This window comes from Bacillus songklensis, assembly GCF_042649685.1.
GTDB classification, from domain to species: Bacteria; Bacillota; Bacilli; order Bacillales; family Bacillaceae_H; genus Bacillus_BA; species Bacillus_BA songklensis.
Genome location: NZ_JBHRZT010000068.1, coordinates 75,666 through 91,982, shown reverse-complemented (window position 1 = coordinate 91,982; position 16,317 = coordinate 75,666). Strand labels below are relative to the sequence as shown.

General features: G+C 38.2%; 17 protein-coding genes and 4 pseudogenes. 16 read left to right on the top strand and 5 right to left on the bottom strand.

The features are described from left to right. Nucleotides 1-1,530: 1,530 nt before the first annotated feature. Nucleotides 1,531-1,944: pseudogene (locus tag ACFOU2_RS16980) on the top strand (cell division protein FtsQ/DivIB). Nucleotides 1,945-2,220: 276 nt separating this feature from the next. On the opposite strand, the gene ACFOU2_RS16975 reads toward ACFOU2_RS16980, so the two are convergent. Further along, nucleotides 2,221-2,925, bottom strand: a complete 705-nt coding sequence (locus ACFOU2_RS16975) for a DUF421 domain-containing protein (protein WP_377917176.1) — start codon at nt 2,923-2,925, stop codon at nt 2,221-2,223. A gap of 389 nt (nt 2,926-3,314) precedes the next feature. Here ACFOU2_RS16975 and coaD point away from each other — a divergent pair, with 389 nt between their 5' ends. The 8 genes and pseudogenes from coaD to ACFOU2_RS16935 all read left to right on the top strand — a co-directional run bounded on the left by coaD (nt 3,315) and on the right by ACFOU2_RS16935 (nt 8,410). Then, a complete protein-coding gene (coaD, locus tag ACFOU2_RS16970) occupies nt 3,315-3,788 on the top strand; it encodes a pantetheine-phosphate adenylyltransferase (protein ID WP_377917174.1) in 474 nt (157 codons plus the stop codon). A 551-nt stretch (nt 3,789-4,339) separates the two neighbouring features. Then, the gene (locus ACFOU2_RS16965; RefSeq protein ID WP_377917172.1) at nt 4,340-5,350 is read left to right on the top strand and encodes a peptidoglycan recognition protein family protein; all 1,011 of its coding nucleotides are present in this window, start codon (nt 4,340-4,342) and stop codon (nt 5,348-5,350) included. 94 nt (nt 5,351-5,444) lie between these two features. Continuing rightward, a complete protein-coding gene (locus ACFOU2_RS16960) occupies nt 5,445-5,597 on the top strand; it encodes a hypothetical protein (RefSeq protein ID WP_377917170.1) in 153 nt (50 codons plus the stop codon). 36 nt (nt 5,598-5,633) lie between these two features. Then, nucleotides 5,634-6,083: a hypothetical protein gene (locus ACFOU2_RS16955; protein WP_377917168.1), complete on the top strand. Its 450-nt coding sequence runs from the start codon at nt 5,634-5,636 to the stop codon at nt 6,081-6,083. Nucleotides 6,084-6,371: 288 nt separating this feature from the next. Next, entirely contained in the window at nt 6,372-6,569 is a 198-nt protein-coding gene (locus ACFOU2_RS16950; protein WP_377917166.1) for a hypothetical protein, read from the top strand. 2 nt (nt 6,570-6,571) lie between these two features. Next, nucleotides 6,572-6,736, top strand: coding sequence for a hypothetical protein (locus tag ACFOU2_RS16945; RefSeq protein WP_377917164.1), 165 nt, complete (start codon nt 6,572-6,574; stop codon nt 6,734-6,736). Further along, nucleotides 6,706-6,921: pseudogene (locus ACFOU2_RS16940) on the top strand (2OG-Fe(II) oxygenase); the annotation flags it as partial. The gene ACFOU2_RS16945 and the pseudogene ACFOU2_RS16940, both read left to right, overlap by 31 nt. A 544-nt stretch (nt 6,922-7,465) precedes the next feature. Next, on the top strand, nt 7,466-8,410 hold the full coding sequence (locus tag ACFOU2_RS16935; protein WP_377917162.1) for a nucleoside hydrolase: 945 nt from the start codon (nt 7,466-7,468) through the stop codon (nt 8,408-8,410). A 548-nt stretch (nt 8,411-8,958) separates the two neighbouring features. Here ACFOU2_RS16935 and uraH read toward each other — a convergent pair. Further along, nucleotides 8,959-9,291 (bottom strand): hydroxyisourate hydrolase, encoded by a 333-nt coding sequence (gene uraH / locus ACFOU2_RS16930; RefSeq protein WP_377917160.1) that lies wholly within the window; start codon nt 9,289-9,291, stop codon nt 8,959-8,961. Between the two features lie 14 nt (nt 9,292-9,305). Here uraH and ACFOU2_RS25710 point away from each other — a divergent pair. Together ACFOU2_RS25710 and ACFOU2_RS16915 are read left to right on the top strand one after the other, a co-directional pair. Continuing rightward, nucleotides 9,306-9,963 (top strand): annotated as a pseudogene (locus tag ACFOU2_RS25710) (M20/M25/M40 family metallo-hydrolase); the annotation flags it as partial. An 18-nt stretch (nt 9,964-9,981) separates the two neighbouring features. Continuing rightward, nucleotides 9,982-10,227 (top strand): annotated as a pseudogene (locus ACFOU2_RS16915) (alanine--glyoxylate aminotransferase family protein); the annotation flags it as partial. Between the two features lie 111 nt (nt 10,228-10,338). Here ACFOU2_RS16915 and ACFOU2_RS16910 read toward each other — a convergent pair. Then, nucleotides 10,339-10,608 carry a hypothetical protein gene (locus ACFOU2_RS16910; RefSeq protein WP_377917155.1) on the bottom strand — a complete coding sequence of 90 codons (270 nt, stop codon included), beginning with the start codon at nt 10,606-10,608 and terminating at the stop codon, nt 10,339-10,341. 270 nt (nt 10,609-10,878) lie between these two features. On the opposite strand from ACFOU2_RS16910, the gene ACFOU2_RS16905 reads away from it, so the two are divergent. Together ACFOU2_RS16905 and ACFOU2_RS16900 are read left to right on the top strand one after the other, a co-directional pair. Continuing rightward, nucleotides 10,879-11,892, top strand: a complete 1,014-nt coding sequence (locus ACFOU2_RS16905; protein WP_377917154.1) for an MBL fold metallo-hydrolase — start codon at nt 10,879-10,881, stop codon at nt 11,890-11,892. A gap of 145 nt (nt 11,893-12,037) precedes the next feature. Then, nucleotides 12,038-12,526 carry a dihydrofolate reductase gene (locus tag ACFOU2_RS16900; protein WP_377917152.1) on the top strand — a complete coding sequence of 163 codons (489 nt, stop codon included), beginning with the start codon at nt 12,038-12,040 and terminating at the stop codon, nt 12,524-12,526. 159 nt (nt 12,527-12,685) lie between these two features. On the opposite strand, the gene ACFOU2_RS16895 is transcribed toward ACFOU2_RS16900, so the two are convergent. Further along, on the bottom strand, nt 12,686-12,919 hold the full coding sequence (locus ACFOU2_RS16895) for a hypothetical protein (protein WP_377917150.1): 234 nt from the start codon (nt 12,917-12,919) through the stop codon (nt 12,686-12,688). 594 nt (nt 12,920-13,513) lie between these two features. Between ACFOU2_RS16895 and ACFOU2_RS16890 the strand changes: the two genes are divergently transcribed. Then, nucleotides 13,514-13,849 carry a hypothetical protein gene (locus tag ACFOU2_RS16890; RefSeq protein WP_377917148.1) on the top strand — a complete coding sequence of 112 codons (336 nt, stop codon included), beginning with the start codon at nt 13,514-13,516 and terminating at the stop codon, nt 13,847-13,849. A 54-nt stretch (nt 13,850-13,903) separates the two neighbouring features. On the opposite strand, the gene ACFOU2_RS16885 is transcribed toward ACFOU2_RS16890, so the two are convergent. After that, entirely contained in the window at nt 13,904-14,671 is a 768-nt protein-coding gene (locus ACFOU2_RS16885) for a MerR family transcriptional regulator (protein WP_377917146.1), read from the bottom strand. A gap of 119 nt (nt 14,672-14,790) precedes the next feature. Here ACFOU2_RS16885 and ACFOU2_RS16880 point away from each other — a divergent pair, with 119 nt between their 5' ends. Both ACFOU2_RS16880 and ACFOU2_RS16875 read left to right on the top strand, forming a co-directional pair. After that, nucleotides 14,791-14,988 (top strand): hypothetical protein, encoded by a 198-nt coding sequence (locus tag ACFOU2_RS16880; RefSeq protein ID WP_377917145.1) that lies wholly within the window; start codon nt 14,791-14,793, stop codon nt 14,986-14,988. 102 nt (nt 14,989-15,090) lie between these two features. Then, nucleotides 15,091-16,110 carry a LacI family DNA-binding transcriptional regulator gene (locus ACFOU2_RS16875; RefSeq protein WP_377917143.1) on the top strand — a complete coding sequence of 340 codons (1,020 nt, stop codon included), beginning with the start codon at nt 15,091-15,093 and terminating at the stop codon, nt 16,108-16,110. Nucleotides 16,111-16,317 lie beyond the last annotated feature (207 nt).

The window sequence follows — 16,317 nt, the reverse complement described above, 5'->3', positions numbered from 1 at the left end:
GGTGAACCCTTGAGGGCGAATTCAAGTTGTCTGGATCACCGATTGTGATGCCTCTTGATTGAATGAGGATGTGTCGAGTTATTAAGTGGAATATATATAATAAAAAATGAAGGGTTTTTTTTCCATTTTTGTGTTTGAGAGCTACTATCCTCTTTTTATACATAATTGAAGGATAGAAGACTTAGAGACTGTAAAAAATGACCGAAATCGCATTATAATGGATTAAAAAGGGGGGAGATTACCATAAAAGAAACAAGAGTTCAATCATTTATGGAACTACATGAAACATTAAATAGTTATAGAAAAACAAATGTATGGTTAGTTAGGGGAGACAGTCATCCTACTTGGAAAATACTAAATTTGAGCTCTTATCATTGTTAACTAAGTTAATTGGATTCTACTGCTTCTCGGCTAATCATTGTAAACCTGCGTTTTATGAGTACTATTCACGGAAAAGAAAAAAGAGGGTTTGGTCATTTTCGAAACAAACTTTAGAGGAGGGGCAATCGAGATACAAAGGTCCTCACGGACGGCTACAGGCGTTATATCGTAGCTAAGAAGGTTGAAATGGATTTAGTCCCTGTTACGTACGAAAAATAAGCTCAGAGAGCTCGGAATGGAATTAGAATATGAAAAATTCTCAACATCAAGGGTGATTCGAAGGTGTTTATATACCCTTGATGTTAAAAAACGAATGTTTTATGGAAAAGATTGCCTTTGTATGCTCAATTATTTGTCGAAACTTGTTTTCTATTAATCCTTTGAATTGTAAGCGTTTTCTGTTATGATAATAATGGGTTGGATGGCATGCGTGGCCGTCATCGTATTTGGCGTAGGTGGGGCCGATACCAGGAACAGGACATAGAAAAAATGTCCTTTTTTATTTGCATAAAACTTTCTTTTTCGGAAACCAAAAATGTTAGCTGATCAACGATGCATAAAATCCTACATAGAAGAGAAAAATGGACAACGTGCCCCCCTTGAATACACAAGGGGGGGTCTTGTTTTAGAAAAAGGATGGATGGATCAGCATGGCCATGTTAGAGGTCTTTTTATTAGGTTTATCAGCATCGATCCCTTATTCATTCTGCTTTTTCGGTACAAAAAAATAAGAGGCTGTCCCATAAGTCTCCAATCGATGGCAAAGGTTGATCTTTACTGAAAGAGCCCGTCACGGAATTCTTTGATTTTGCCGGATTTTCATGACGGGTCCTTTCAGGAGGATTACCTTGTAATAGGTATGAGTATTGGAATCGGGGTATTTGCTTATGCCTTAATTATATTGGAGATGCATCGTCCTGTGCGTTCACCTTCATATATTGAATCTAAGCTATAACCAAGAGGTAGCATTTAATAAGGGATGCTGCCTTTCTTATTGAAAGGAGCAGGAACTATAGTTGCCAAATCTACAATCAAAATGAATTCTCTTATGCTGAAATATTTGTAAAATCATACAAATATTAGTATGTGATAGATAAGTATACGCGCTTGTACTGTTTGTTCTTCTTATGGGATGTAGGTGAAAAGGAAATGGAAAAAGAAAAAGTTATTCATTTAGAGGATCGAGTTCCCAGGCTAAAAGAACAGAGAAAACACAAAACAAACCGTCGGCTTATTTTGTATCTTTCTATCTTTTTTTTCCTGATATTACTCATCATTTATACACAATCATCTCTTAGTAATGTTTCCAAAATTGAGGTAACAGGGAATCAGAATGTAAGTACGGAAAAGATTATTACCTTAAGTAAACTATCCAATAAGACAAGTTACTGGAAATTGAATGAAGAATAAGTTGGGAAACGAATTAAGAAAGATCCGGAAATAAAAAGTGTCACTCTACATAGAAAACTTCTGAACACTGTTGTGATCCACGTTAAGGAATATAAAAGGGTATTCTCTTTTTTGAATACGGAGATTATTCTTTCAAGGCTTATGAACAGCTAGAACAAGAGAATACAAAAAATGAAAATTAACTTTAGTGTATTCAATGCAACATAATCACGCCTATTATGTTGCATGTTTATTGGGGACCTTATTCAACAAACTAAAATCTAAAAGATTAAGGGGAGAATTCGATGTATATTAGACTTCCGAAGGAAAATAAAGATCAAGTTATTTTTTTATCTTGGTCTGTGATGTTGCCTTTTTCACTCTTATTAAGTGTTAAGGCATTCTTTTTATATACTTCGTGCATAGGATACGCTTTACAGTCATTCCCGTTTATTTGTACAAAAAGATTTTCAGGTTATCGTTATGATCCATAGTTGCTAACAAAATGTCGTTTACGTCCGTATTGTATGTTATTTTGACTCTGTTTTTCAGCCACATTTCGTCTTTACCGGTTTGATTTAATTCATTGAAATCAATCTTCCCTTCTTTAATAATCGTTCTGGGAAAAGCAAATGGTTTTGTCACCAATTGCATATCCGCTGGGGTTAGCGCTTGATGTTGGGGATTTAAAAAAAACGAAATAGTACCATCTGGCTCCCATAATGCAAGAGAAACCTTTTGAATATCTTCGATTTTTTCTTTTCTTAATTCTGATAATAGAAAATCAATGGATATTCTTGCTTTGGCTAAGCTTTTATAAATTATTTGTCCATTTTTTATAATGGGAATGGGAGAAGGATTAAGCCAATTTCTAAATCTGTACCATTTTAGACTCAAAAATACACCAATGATATATAAAATAACCAATACAGTCATTGTTATCATAGATCCCTTCAGTCCTAATTGTTCGTCAGACAAGGGATGAGCAATAATGTTTCCGAGTGATAAAGCCATGATAAAATCAAGCAATCTTAACTGAGAAATGGATCGTTGTCCCATTATTTTAGTCGCAAAGAGTAAAAAGAAAAAAGAAACAATTGCCCTTAAGATCCACTGAATGGCAGTAAGTGATTCCTGGCCATTAAAAAAATCCATCTAAATTCACGTCCTCATTTTTGATCATATAGGAATTTCATGGTTATTATAACCTGTAAATCAATGATTATGAGAATGAAACTACATAGGTGAAGAACCATTACAATACGGCGGATATTCAGATGGATGGGGAACATTTGGAGAATAACCCGGCAGAGGATTACGATGTAACATAATGTTTGCTGTGTTACATAAAAAACTCGGATTTATTGAGATTTGAGTTTTTTACTTCTTATTAAGATGCATTATGTAAATTATAAGAATGAAAAATTTTTATAAGGTTAAGAATATTAAATAAAATCGAGTCCTTGTTGTCCTAATGGGTGTTTAAGGAAAATTTATGTTAATGTTATATAGATAGACATTAAAAAAGCTAAGGTGATTGAATAATGAAAGCTATTTATCCAGGAAGTTTTGATCCCATTACCAATGGACATATTGACATTATTAACAGGGCAAGTAACTTCTTTGACGAACTCATTATAGGCGTTATGATGAACTCTAAAAAAAAATATATGTTCTCTATTGAAGAGCGAAAAAAGCTAATTGAACAGCAATTTGCTAATAATGCGAAAATTAAAGTTGTGACATTTCAAGGATTGCTTGTCGATTATATGAAAAAACACCATATTAAAGTAATCATTAAAGGGTTAAGGACCGTTACGGATTACGCTTATGAAGCTCAAATGGCTTTAACAAATAAAAATTTATACAAGGATGCTGAAACATTTTTTATTCATTCAACTGAGAAGTACTCCCTTATTAGTTCAAGTATTGTTAAAGAAATTTATTCATATGGCGGAGAGTTGACGGATTATGTGCCTAAACATGTTGTCGATGCACTAAAAGAAAAACTGAGTTAAATAAAACTATTTCTTTTAAACAATATGACAGTATTTTCTTCTTGGGGCAACTTAGTTTAATAGTGCGGCAAGACAAAATTTACGATTTAATCTCCAATGCAAGATCATGATTATTTTGTTGCATAAGTGAATATTCTATAACATGAACAAAACTCCTTGATAGACAAGGAGTTTTGTATTTTTTTAGACATTATTTAATCAAACAAAATGGTAGTCTAATTTAATCTTTATATATAACAATTTACTGATTTGTTTGCAACTTCCTCTAACGCATGTTATGTCACCTTCAAATCCGTACAGAGGTCATTGTCTACTGTAAAGAGAATACAGTTGAAGAAGGAATGTTGATTCCAAGTAAAAATGAAAGCTTATGTTCCCTCAGACAAATGTTTTGAGGGAACTTTTTATTATTCTGCTTAAATAAAATTAACACTTAATAACAAGAATATTTTCATGTGTGATTTCAAAAATATTAATGCAAGCATATTTAATGAAAAAATATCCTATTGTAAAAATTCAAGCTTTCTAATACCGATGAAGGGATTTGAAAAATGAAAAAACAATTTATGCTTCTAATTAGTTTTATTTTTTTTATGCTTATGAATGTATCTCCAGCGTTTGCAACTAATAACCCGAGAAACATATATGATGTGAAACCGGGTGATTATTTATGGAAAATTGCAGCTACCTATAGGACTTCTGTAGAAGACCTGAAACTAATCAACGGATTGCAATCCGATGTAATATTCGTTGGCCAGAAATTAAGGGTTCCTATTTCCTACAAAGTTGTTTCCGGCGATACCCTATGGAAGCTTTCTCAATCCTTTAATTCCACTGTTCAGTCAATTAAAACAGCGAATGGGCTTACAACAAACACTATTTATATTGGGCAAAATTTAAGGATCCCCCCTAAAAGGCTGACTATGCAAGGAAAGTTTGTTCTCATGACCAGGGAGGAATTTAAGGATTGGATATTTAACCATGTTTTCATCAGAAAAATAGGAAAAATTCAACAGCATCACACGTGGTCGCCGTCATACCATGATTTCAATGGTTCCAACCATTTTACATTGATGAAGGACATGGAGGAATATCATGTTACTGGGATGGGCTGGAGCCAAATAAGCCAGCATTTGACCACATTTCCGGATGGAAGAGTAGTTGTTGGCAGGCCGATCAACACTGCTCCTGAAGGTTCATTCGGGTTACTGAATAAATCAGCCATGCATGAAATTGAAGCTGATTCGTTAGCCATCGAAAATGTTGGGAACTTCGATATAGGCAACAATCAAATGACTGCGGAGCAACGGGAAACCATTATTACGGTCACTGCCTTGCTTAATTTACGTTTTGGCTTAACTCCTACGATTGACAGTGTCACCTACCATCATTGGTGGGATGTTAACACGGGGGAAAGAGTGTTGGATCACAGCGAAGGACATGCTGTTAAATCTTGTCCGGGCACAGGATTTTTCGGTGGGAATTCCACAACCGACGCAAGAAATAATTTCTATCCCCAGGTATTAAGGAAAATGCAGGAGATTTCAGCATCTATGCAATAACTGTTTTATTAGAATGGAGCAATCGATTTTGGGAAGATGAATTATCAAGCAAAAACAACTACAAAAAAACCGCATTGAGTTGCGGTTTTTTGTTATGTCCTACAATAATGATATGGGAATTGGATGGCAGGCAGATGAACCTGAGGATGACTGTGATGGAGTACAGTATGTGGAACTTTATCAGCCAAGTCCTATGATTGATGAATCGTTTAATGCATACCCTGGAATTCCTATCTTGGAAAAATGAGGGTAAATTAAGCAAAAGAATGGTAAGAGGTGTTATATGAAACAATTTGTTTTGGGCATATTTATTATCTCAACTTTTGTTATTTGTCCCTCACAAACAAAGGCAACAACTATGCCTTGTAGTATGGTATTGGAACCAATTGATAAAAAACTTACAAATGCAAAGGGAACAGCATTGGTTTATAAAGTGCAGTTACGTCCACCAAGTTTTGCGAGAACTAATATAAGTATTCTTGGGGTACACCTTCCAAAACCATCTTCTTATGGAAATTACGATAGCTATGAAGGCTTTGCTTTTATACCAGGCGAGATCAGTTGGCGTTTCAGGCTTTATCCTTCTCCAGAAGAAGATCCAACTTGGGCTGGAAGATTCGATGAAATTACAGCGAAAATGGAAAATGTAGAAGTACAGGTGCGTCTTTCTAATTCAAAGACCGAAAAATTGGGACCCAGTATATTAAGAAGCAATATTAAATACTGTAAGTAGCTATTGAACTAATGGGTGGTTTGAGTTTAAGAATGGGGGTTGCTTCGACAACCCTTTTTTATTAAGCCCACGGGGATGGTTGAATAAGAACAGGAAAGTTTTTTCATAGGTTGCTTTTATTACACATTAGAACGATAAAACGCAAAAAATATTCTGTTTTTAACTAATAGCAGTGTCCCTCTAAGAAAAGATGTACTCCAATATTTTGGGTTATTACTGTAATTCCTTAAATTGCATATTCAACAGGGGAATACACATAATAAAAAAATGTAAAAGGAATGAGAAAAATTGAAAGACTTTTTGGCACAGCTACCTTCTTTCCCGTTCCCATTAAAAGCTTTATTAATTTTGACGGCTGGAGTTATTCTTTTTCGTATTGCTGGAAAGAGAAGCCTTGCAGAAATGACAGTTGCGGAAGCTGTGTTACGGATTGCAGTCGGTACAGTACTCATTTCACCTTTAGCAATGAAAAAGGAGCAGATGTAGAATTGTGTATTTTAGAGTCCAGTGGTAAATTTTCGACTACGCTTAAGCCAAACAAAGCACCTGCAACTAAAGAAGATATTCAAAAAATTTTGGATATATTAGCTGAAAATGGTATTCGTTCCTCTTTGGAAATAAAATTAAAACAGAAGATAGAGAAATTAACATAATTGCTAGATTAGAAGAACCACTAATAGTAATTTTAGGAAATGTTTTAAGTGATGAAGAATGTGATGAGCTAATAAGATTGTCAAAAGATAGACTTCAGCGTTCAAAAATTGGAGATGCACGTGAAGTAAATGAACTCAGAACAAGTAGTAGTATGTTTTTTCAAGAAGGCGAAAATGACATTATATATTTTCAAATACATTTTTAAACCTTCAGAAATTGATTTTTGGGATTTCGGTACTCCTTTAGGCTTATCTGTTGGCTTATCTTTTTCCGACTTAATGTTCTTTGGAAAGAAGGAACACTAAAATATTGATGTTTTTTGGAGGATAGTGCTAGATAGATAAATCCATTGCTGCCTCCCCTAAAGACTTAAATCATTTAAATGTAAATAGAAATAATTATTCTTGAACGGGGGCGTTCGTTCAAGAAGAGACGCAGGTAACACAATGACAATTATGTTGCATTAGAAAAGCCTTAGATTCTAAGGCTTTTTTAATTGCCGAGAATCACTATTATGTAAACCTGACATGAATATGGAATATAGGGAGGTTATTTTTTTAATATGAATCATGTCTTGCATGTTAAACAATAAGGGTAGGTAAATGGTGTTTATTACAACAGCACTGGCAAAGAAGGAGTTCCCTTAACAAATGGAGAAGAACTCTCCGGAATGGAGTTGTTGGTGCCACCTTGTCTTTGTTGTTGGAATGGAAAGGGGAGAAGAATAGTTGGGAAAAAAGGTATTATTCTTCGGTGATGTTGGAATCGATGATACGATCGCTCTGATATACGCACATTTAACAGATAAAATTGATGTTATAGGAATTGTCGCAGACTACGGGAATGTTCCTAGGGTAGAAACCACTAGAAATGTTCGATATATACTTCAAAGGATGGGCAGAACAGATGTAAGAGTTTTTGGGGGCGCGGCACGTCCCATGACTGGTGAAGTTCCCACTTTTTATCCAGAGGTCCACGGCCCGTTTGGACTGGGTCCCATCAAACCAGGTCTAGAGCCTAAAGAGCTTGAAAATTTCTTTGAGGTGATCAATCTTATTGAACAGTACAAAAATGAACTGATTATCGTTAATACAGGGAGGTTAACTTCTCTCGCAACCTTATTTATCCTCTATAAAGATCTTATGAAAAATGTCCAATCTTACTATATTATGGGTGGGGCATTTCTTTATCCGGGGAATGTTACACCAGTGGCAGAAGCCAATTTTTATAGTGACCCGGTAGCAGCCAATATTGTAACGAGGTATGCCAAGAATGTATCCATTTTTCCTTTAAATGTAACACAAAATGCTATCGTAACACCTGAAATGGTCCATTACATTCACTTTAAGGGAAAAACCCAGCTTGTAAAGCCTCTTTTAGATTACTACTATTATCAGTTTTACCAAAAGAAAGTTCCTGGGATCCAAGGCAGTCCGGTGCATGATGCACTAACCCTTATGGCAGTGGATCGAGATGACCTATTTACATACTACAAATCCGCTGTTGGGATCGATACAACCGATGTGGCAAGAGGACAAAGCATTGGAGATTTTCGATTGACCGATACTCCTGACCTATTTGATGGAAGACCGCAGCATCGGATTGCAATAGGATTGAATTATGAGGGGTTTTACAGGGAGTTTATGACCGTTATGACAGGTGAACCATTCTAGCTTTGAAAAACGGTTCCAGTGATAAAAATGAAGAGTCACTTGTGAATATATAAGCTTACTAATAATAAGCCTTGTTTTTTATTATGATAGGGAGTTATATGATGTATTATTGGATATTTTAATATATTTTTATTTCCTCTAACGATTTTTATATTAACAAAGATTGTATAATCTAGATAAAAAAGGGAGAGACAATCAGTGAAGAAACTTTCTTGGGGAATCCTCATCATAGTTGTCATTTTGGGAATTGGTTTACCGAGATTGATAGTTTGTAATATGATCATATAAATGACTCCTTTAGTAATAAAATGACTGCTTTTCTGGGTAGAGGAAATGTGATGAATTCATCCTTTATCTCCTATGTATATGTTTAAGTGTCGTGATATAACTTCTCTAAAAGATGTTTAGAGTCCTTTTTTATACGTTTTTTTCAGAGAAAAGGTCCTTGAAAATAACCGGTTGGTTAGAAGTATATTTATATACAAGAAATGAACCGTTTCGAGAGAATGAATGAAACGGGTGCTTTTTTACCCGTTTCACTCATTCTCTTAGCTGCCGCGGTATACTTGATAGCCCCATGGAGAAATGAGCAGCGGTACGTGATAGTGGGAGTGAGGATCAGCGATGCCGATTCGTACGGCTACTTTATCTAAAAAGAGCGGCTCTTTTAGATTCAGCTCCTTTTTTCGAAAATAGTCTCCGATATGAAATAATAGTTCATATTCCCCGGCCTTCATTTCATCTGCTGTCAGCAGGGGATGGTCAATTCGGCCGTCTGCATTTGTTGTCGCTGTCTTAAGGGGATTTCGGACGGACGATTTTGTTAAATAGGATAGTTCGATTTTGACATTTGCAGCCGGCTGGCCGTGTGTTAAATCCAATATGTGGGTAGTTAATCCTTTCGTTATGTGAAGAAGAAGGAAGCCGGTTTCCGCTCGCCTTTTGGGGATCTGGAAGCATTACGGGTAAATATGCGATTGAAGATATTAAAATGTTAAAGGACATAAGCGGTATTTCGTTTCTTCAAGCGATGAATGAAGCGGGGTTTGGCAAAGGTATCTACCGGTCTCCGAAGCGGGGGGATCTTTGCTGTTTTATCGAGCTTCATGTGGAGCAAGGGTCTGTTCTGGAACGAGAGGGAAAATCAGTTGGGATTGTGAGTCATATTGTCGGTCAACGACGCTACACTGTTCAAGTGACGGGTGAAAGCAACCATGCCGGGACGACGCCGATGCCTTTTCGAATCTATTGCAAATGCCCATCAGGTCAACGTAGCCGTTTCCTCGTGGATGAGTGTTCAGCCTGTTAAAATGGATCGGAATTTGACTGAAATTTCAAATGCCATAGCGGTTTCAAACAATCTTTCTTTTCGAAATTTAGTGAGCGGTGCAGGACATGATGCTCAAGTGTTCGGAACGTTTTGTCCGACTTCTCTTTTATTTGTCCCAAGTCGTCAAGGGATTAGTCATTCACCGAAGGAGTTTACGAGTATCCACGATCTGAAAAACGGTATTCACGTATTGGCGGAACTATTATATCGAATAGCGTATTAAAGGAAAGGAAGAGATAAGATGAATTTTTCAGAACTGCATACACCTTTGCGGACGATTATGACGCCGGGGCCTGTGGAGGTGGACCCGAGAGTGTTGCGGGCCATGGGCACCCCGATTTTAGGACAGTTCGATCCGGTTTTTACGGAGATTATGAATGAAGTAATGGAAATGATTCGCCAAGTTTTTCAAACAAAAAATGAATGGGCCTTTCCGATTGACGGAACATCACGGGCAGGGATTGAAGCGGTGCTGTGCAGCATCATTATTATCTATGATTGAGCTGGCTCACGCCCATAATGAAGATACCGGCAAAAAAGAATTCATGCCCTTTCCTTAAAGCCGATTAAGCATTGTTATATGTTTAATCGGCAGTCTTCATAATGGATTGTCTTCATGCGCTTCAGGATTATCGTGCGGCGGATGGGAGCCGGGGTCCAGCCGCTTCGTCTCTTCGTGGAGATTTTTATACTCATAGTTAAAGGCACTGTATGTTCGCTGATCCTTTTCCCAAGGCGTCGACTTTCCGAGCTTTCTGTTAACGGGAGAACCGAAAGGACCTTCAGGGAATTCCTCTGGAATGACATATTCATGCCCTTTTTCTACAGTCGAAACATCACTATATTCCTCTTGAGATTTTTCTCGCAAAAAAATCACCCTTTCATATGCTTGAATAGATGTAAGTCCTTTTTGTAGCATGCCCAAAAAGGGAGCTTTCATTTCAATCATGATTCCTTCGCAGAAGGCAGAACAATCTCACAGTTTTTTTCCATCCGGCCTTACCCTGTATAAATGATATTCCGGTTCTCCGTTGGCAACACATCCAAACCATATCTTTCCATTCTGATCCGGAATGTTGGTATAATGAGATTGTCGAAGGTTTAGTATGTGAGAACATGGTAAGGGATGTGTGTACATTTGATCATTTCAAAAGAAGGCTGTACGGTTTATCCGATTATGGTTCCGGCAAAGTATGGTTTAAAAACATTTAATTTTTATTTGGTCAAGGAAGCCGAATCCTTGTCGCTGATTGACGCAGGGGTGGACTCGGAAGAATGCTGGGAACATTTTACGAAAGCGATGGCTGAAAACGGGTTTGCCCTTCAGGATCTCGATCGTATAATTGTCACGCATTACCATGAGGACCATATAGGGCTGATCAATCGTATTTCTTCTATAAAAGAAATTCCTGTATATGCCCATAGAAATTCCATTCACAGAATGAAAAGGGACAAGGAGTTTTTTTCATTAAGAGTAGAATTCTTTAGACAACTATATCAAGAAATGGGCTGCGGTGCCGCCGGCGAACAGCAAGTTCAAAAGCTCCAAGAGGCCGTAAAGAAAAATGAGAAATATAAAATCAGGGCGGACATTATGCCGCTTGCTGAATCAGATGCGATAGCGGGATTACAAGTCATTGAGACCCCCGGCCATTCCCCTGGCCATGTCGTTTTTCTTGATACGCAGAGAAGACAGCTCTTTGGCGGCGACCATCTTATTGGTCATATTTCGAGTAATGCGATTGTCGAACCCGATGAGGAAGGAAAGCGGATCCGCACATTGGTCGAATATGTAGATTCACTTAAGAAATGCTCCACACTCGATGTAGAGACAGTGTTCCCGGGGCATGGTGACCTGATCCACAGTCCCGGGGAGTTAGTCAAGAGAAGGTTAGAGAGAATACACAGAAAATCGGAGAACATTCTACAGTCAATAGAAGGCGGAATCTCAACAGCGGACCAACTGGCGCAAACTTACTACAAAAACAAATATCAAAGTGAATTCTCGCTGGTTATGTCGGAAATCATCGGTCAATTGGATTTACTGGAAAGCCTGAATAAAATCCAAAAAGAGCGAAAAGAGGGCGTTTGGCACTATTATATCGAAAATCCTATTTTGACGACAGGTGATTCTTTTTTGGCAAAACGGTGAAATCAAGAACCTTTCCTCTTGCCACATAGTCCGCTGGTTGACCGTAAAATGGTTCAGATATTCTACCGAAGAATCGTGAGTATAATGTAGTCATTTTTCAAGGTACACTAAGCCGAGGGATACTTTTAATGAAAGGGTGAGGGGAATGATATCATTTCTTGTCGCGATGGATAAAAACCGGGTCATTGGCAGAGACAATCAATTACCATGGCATTTACCGGCTGACTTGAAGTTTTTTAAAGAGATCACGATGGGGCATCCGGTGATAATGGGAAGAAAAACGCATGAATCAATCGGCCGGCCTTTGCCCGGAAGAGAGAATATCATTATTACCAGAAATGAGCACTACAAGGCTGAAGGGTGTACAGTGCTCCACTCGATTTCTGCCATAAAGGAAATAGAAGAACAGAGGAACGAGGAATTATTCGTCATAGGGGGAGCGCAAATTTTTCAACACACGTTCCCGATTGCCGATCGGTTATACATTACATGGATTGAAGAGGAATTTGAAGGTGATACCTATTTTCCTGAATTCGATGAGCATGACTGGGAGCTTGTTAGCAGGAAAAAAGGAATCAAGGATGAGAAAAATCCTTACGATTATTACTTTTTGATGTATGATCGAAAAAGGTGAAACGAAAAAGAAGCCAGCGGCTTCTTTTTCGTTTTTTCCCTCTAGCAAGCAGGAGAAGGTATTGAGTATATCTTACATTTACAACCATATATCGGATTTGTTACTCGAGAGGGCGGGATAGGGCATTGTCTGATCATAGATTAAAATCTCTATGAAAGCTTATGAAATTTTTCCTGCGTCTTGTTTATGCTCTATAAAGCGGCTCACTTTATTGACGCTGTTTTTCTGATTGTAGATAAAACGCAAGTTCATATCGATCAAGGCTCCTGCAATCAAACCTAAAAAAACGGTGCTGAGTGAAAATGTTTCGGCGTTTTGAACATACAACAGGCCTGTGATTCCCAAAGCAAGAGTAAAGAAAAACTCACTAACTAAGAAATGGATTTTCCCCACCTAACAATACCTCCATTTATCATATACTTTTGACCTCCGGGCAAGTTCATGCAGGCTTCCTAAAAGGTTTGGTAATATTTTCTACAAGGATGAATGAAATCCTCTGTACACAACAAAAAAAGGTCTTATGGGTGATACCCTATCATTCCTTTTCTCTTAAAAAATTGGTTAAATAAGGAAAAAGATTCGCCTATATAGCTAACCAATGCGATTTTGAGAATTCATATTGGTATCTTGCCTGTTTCATTTATAGCGAGTTGGAATGCTTTAGGTAATATGGAAAATGGTTAATAAAACAAGTACCGTTCAATCATTAGACTGTGCTTGTTTTTTTGTTTGATGTGTGTACTTAGAAGTCGGGCCTAAAGTTTTAGCTTTGCCAAAAAAAACGAATATTTAAAAAATGACCGGTAGTCATACTTAAGTCTCTTTACAGTACGGGTTCATTTTAAGGAACTAGACCTTGAAAAAATTATGATTTTTTAACGATTAACAATTCTTCCGATATCTGGCCGGATAATTGGAATCATGATTGGTTCAGATTGAACTCGCTTCTAGGGCCCTTAAGTAATAATTAGTCAGGTGGTGAAGCAGTTGAATCGTATGCAAATTCTTTGCACGTGCTTGTTCATATGTTTAACATTAAGTATTGCTATCTATGGAATCGTGGAGGAAGCAGAAATATTGGGTAGAACAAATCAAATTGCATATGGTTTGATAGTAACCCCATCTCTCTCAATGACAGCTGGATTAGTGAACAAACCTCGAGGTTTAAAAACACTATTCAAAAAAAGCTTTTTGATGATGATCCTTTCATTTATTTTTTTGGGCCTTTTAGGGCGGATTTATTACGAAGGATTTAAGGAAGGTTTTGTTGAATGGGGCAGGGCTCTGGTTTTTCAGGTGTTAGAATTCTTGTTTGCTTTGTAAAAACGTAACCTCCCCCTTTTGCGGCCAAGGGGGGGTACGTTATATAAGCTTAGATTACTCTTGTTCCAGATTATCGCAATAAACGTGCATTGCCTCACGAAGAAACGCTGCCAGGCCGGATTGGTATTGATCAATATTTTTCGTGAAACGGGGGTCATCTACATATAAGTCGCCTAATCCGCGAAAAATTTCAGGTGTACATTCATAGAAGTTGTCCGTAATATGCTGACGGAATTCATGGACAATCTTTTGGACTTCTTCATTGGCCGGTCCCTTATCCATGACCGCAATGATTCGTCTATAAAGATCTTCACTGTTTTCTTTGATGCGCTTCCAGTCATCTTCTTTGTACGACGCTGTTTTTCTCATGGATTCCTCATATGCTTTTGTACCGCCGTATTTTTCTTTTACTTCCTGTTCGTATTTCTTCTGATGTTCCTCAATTTTTTTCATATCGAATGGTTCAAACATGTCTTTCTTTGACATAATCATTCCTCCTTCAATGGATCCGATGGTTTGTTCTACGGATTGGATAATCCGTTCGAGGCGATTTTTCTTTTCGATTAATAGCTGCTTATGTGTATGAAGAGCTTTTTTTCGGTCGAAGTTTGGATCGTCGAGGATCTCTTTGATTTTTTGCAGCGGGAAATCGAGCTCTTTAAAAAAGAGAATTTGCTGGAGACGGACAAGGTCTTCCTCGCTGTACAGCCGGTATCCATTCGCTTCGACCGCTGCCGGTGTCAAAAGCCCGATATTGTCATAATGATGCAGTGTGCGCACACTGATACCCGCTAGCTCTGCTATTTCCTTTACTTTATACATGATCATCACCTCACATTTTTACCTTAAACTATGACGTAACGTTAGAGTCAACAAAAAATGATCACTTTATTTCTTTTGAAAAATTTCGCTTACAGCCGCTTATGCGTAAAGAATTTAGCATGAGTCGCTTCGGTCTTGTCCATGAAGTCAAAGAACGACTTCACCGCCATGCCTCCGACGTAAAGGTTGTAACTAGTGCCGACGTTGCCGCAGGATGCGGCTCTTTTAGTCGGCCGGCGCCTGGCGGGGTTGGGCAAGGCGCTTCCGCTTTTGCTCTTGAGCTTTGGCAAGGAAGGGGGCATGAAACGAACCTTTAGGGAAGAAGGTTCGTTGGCCAGCTAAAAAAAGCTTGAAATCGGTTTCGTAATCTTGTAAAGTAAAATTCATAGATTACCCGAAACGTTTTGGAGGAAAAAATCTTGACGACAATCAAAGACATTGCAAGAGTTGCCGGGGTTTCCGTTACAACGGTCTCACGGGCTCTAAACGGCTATTCTGATGTGAACGAGGAAACACGCAAGAAAATCGTGGAAGTAGCTAAACAACTGAATTATAGTCCCAATACGCTTGCGCGGGGGCTTGTCATGAAAAAATCTAAAACGATCGGCCTGCTCGTTTCTGGCATGAATCGGGAAAACGCAAAGGATAACTTCACCTTTCAGGTCTTATGCGGTATCAATGAATGCGCTTCTGTCAGGGAGTACGATTTAATTTTATTTAATACGGATTCTTCCCGTCAACGGGAAAAAACGTATACACAGCTTTGCCGTGAACGGAAGGTAGACGGAGTCATCATCCAGGGAATAAAACTGGATGACCCGTACCTGAAGGAAGTGATGGAAAGCAATATACCATGCGTTTTGGTTGATATTCCCGTCGAAACGAAGACGGTTGGTTATGTTTCCACAGACAATGTGCTGGGAGCTAAAAAAGCGGTGGAGCACCTTATCGAGCTCGGTCATCGTAATATTGCGATGGTAAATGGGTATAAGCAGGCTTTTGTCAGTCAGCAGCGTTTAAAAGGATATGAGAAAGCGCTAAAAGAACATGGCATCAAAGTGAAAAAGAATTGGATTGTAGATGGGGAATTTGAAGAAGAGAAGGCCAAGGAAGTTGTATTATCGTTATTATCTTCTGCACCGGACATTACGGCAATCTTCTGTGCTAGTGATTTGATGGCATTAGGGGCGTTAAAAGCTTGCCAGCAGCAAGGCATCTCGGTGCCACATGACCTTTCCATCGCCGGGTATGATGATATTTTGCTTGCTTCCTATGTGACTCCGCCTTTGACGACGGTTAGCCAAAACATATTCGAAATCGGCTATGAAGCGGCTGATTTATTAATCGATATGCTGGAGGGAAAGGCGCAAAAGCACCATCGCATATTGGAAACAAAGCTTGTACAACGGAAGTCCAGTGCCCGGATTGTCAACATTTAACTTCCCTGCTTTCTTAGCGGGGATGTTAAATCTTTTTTTACCTTTTATCCAAAACGTTTCGGATAAAGGAAACTTCCATCAGTGGGGTTTTTCTTCATCCCCACTGATGGTTAGTTGATCTTATCGGGCTTTTACACAAGAAAGCGAGGCGACTGTTTAGCTCCGACGCACGTTGGAACTCCTGACAAAGAACCGCTTTTTGGTTCT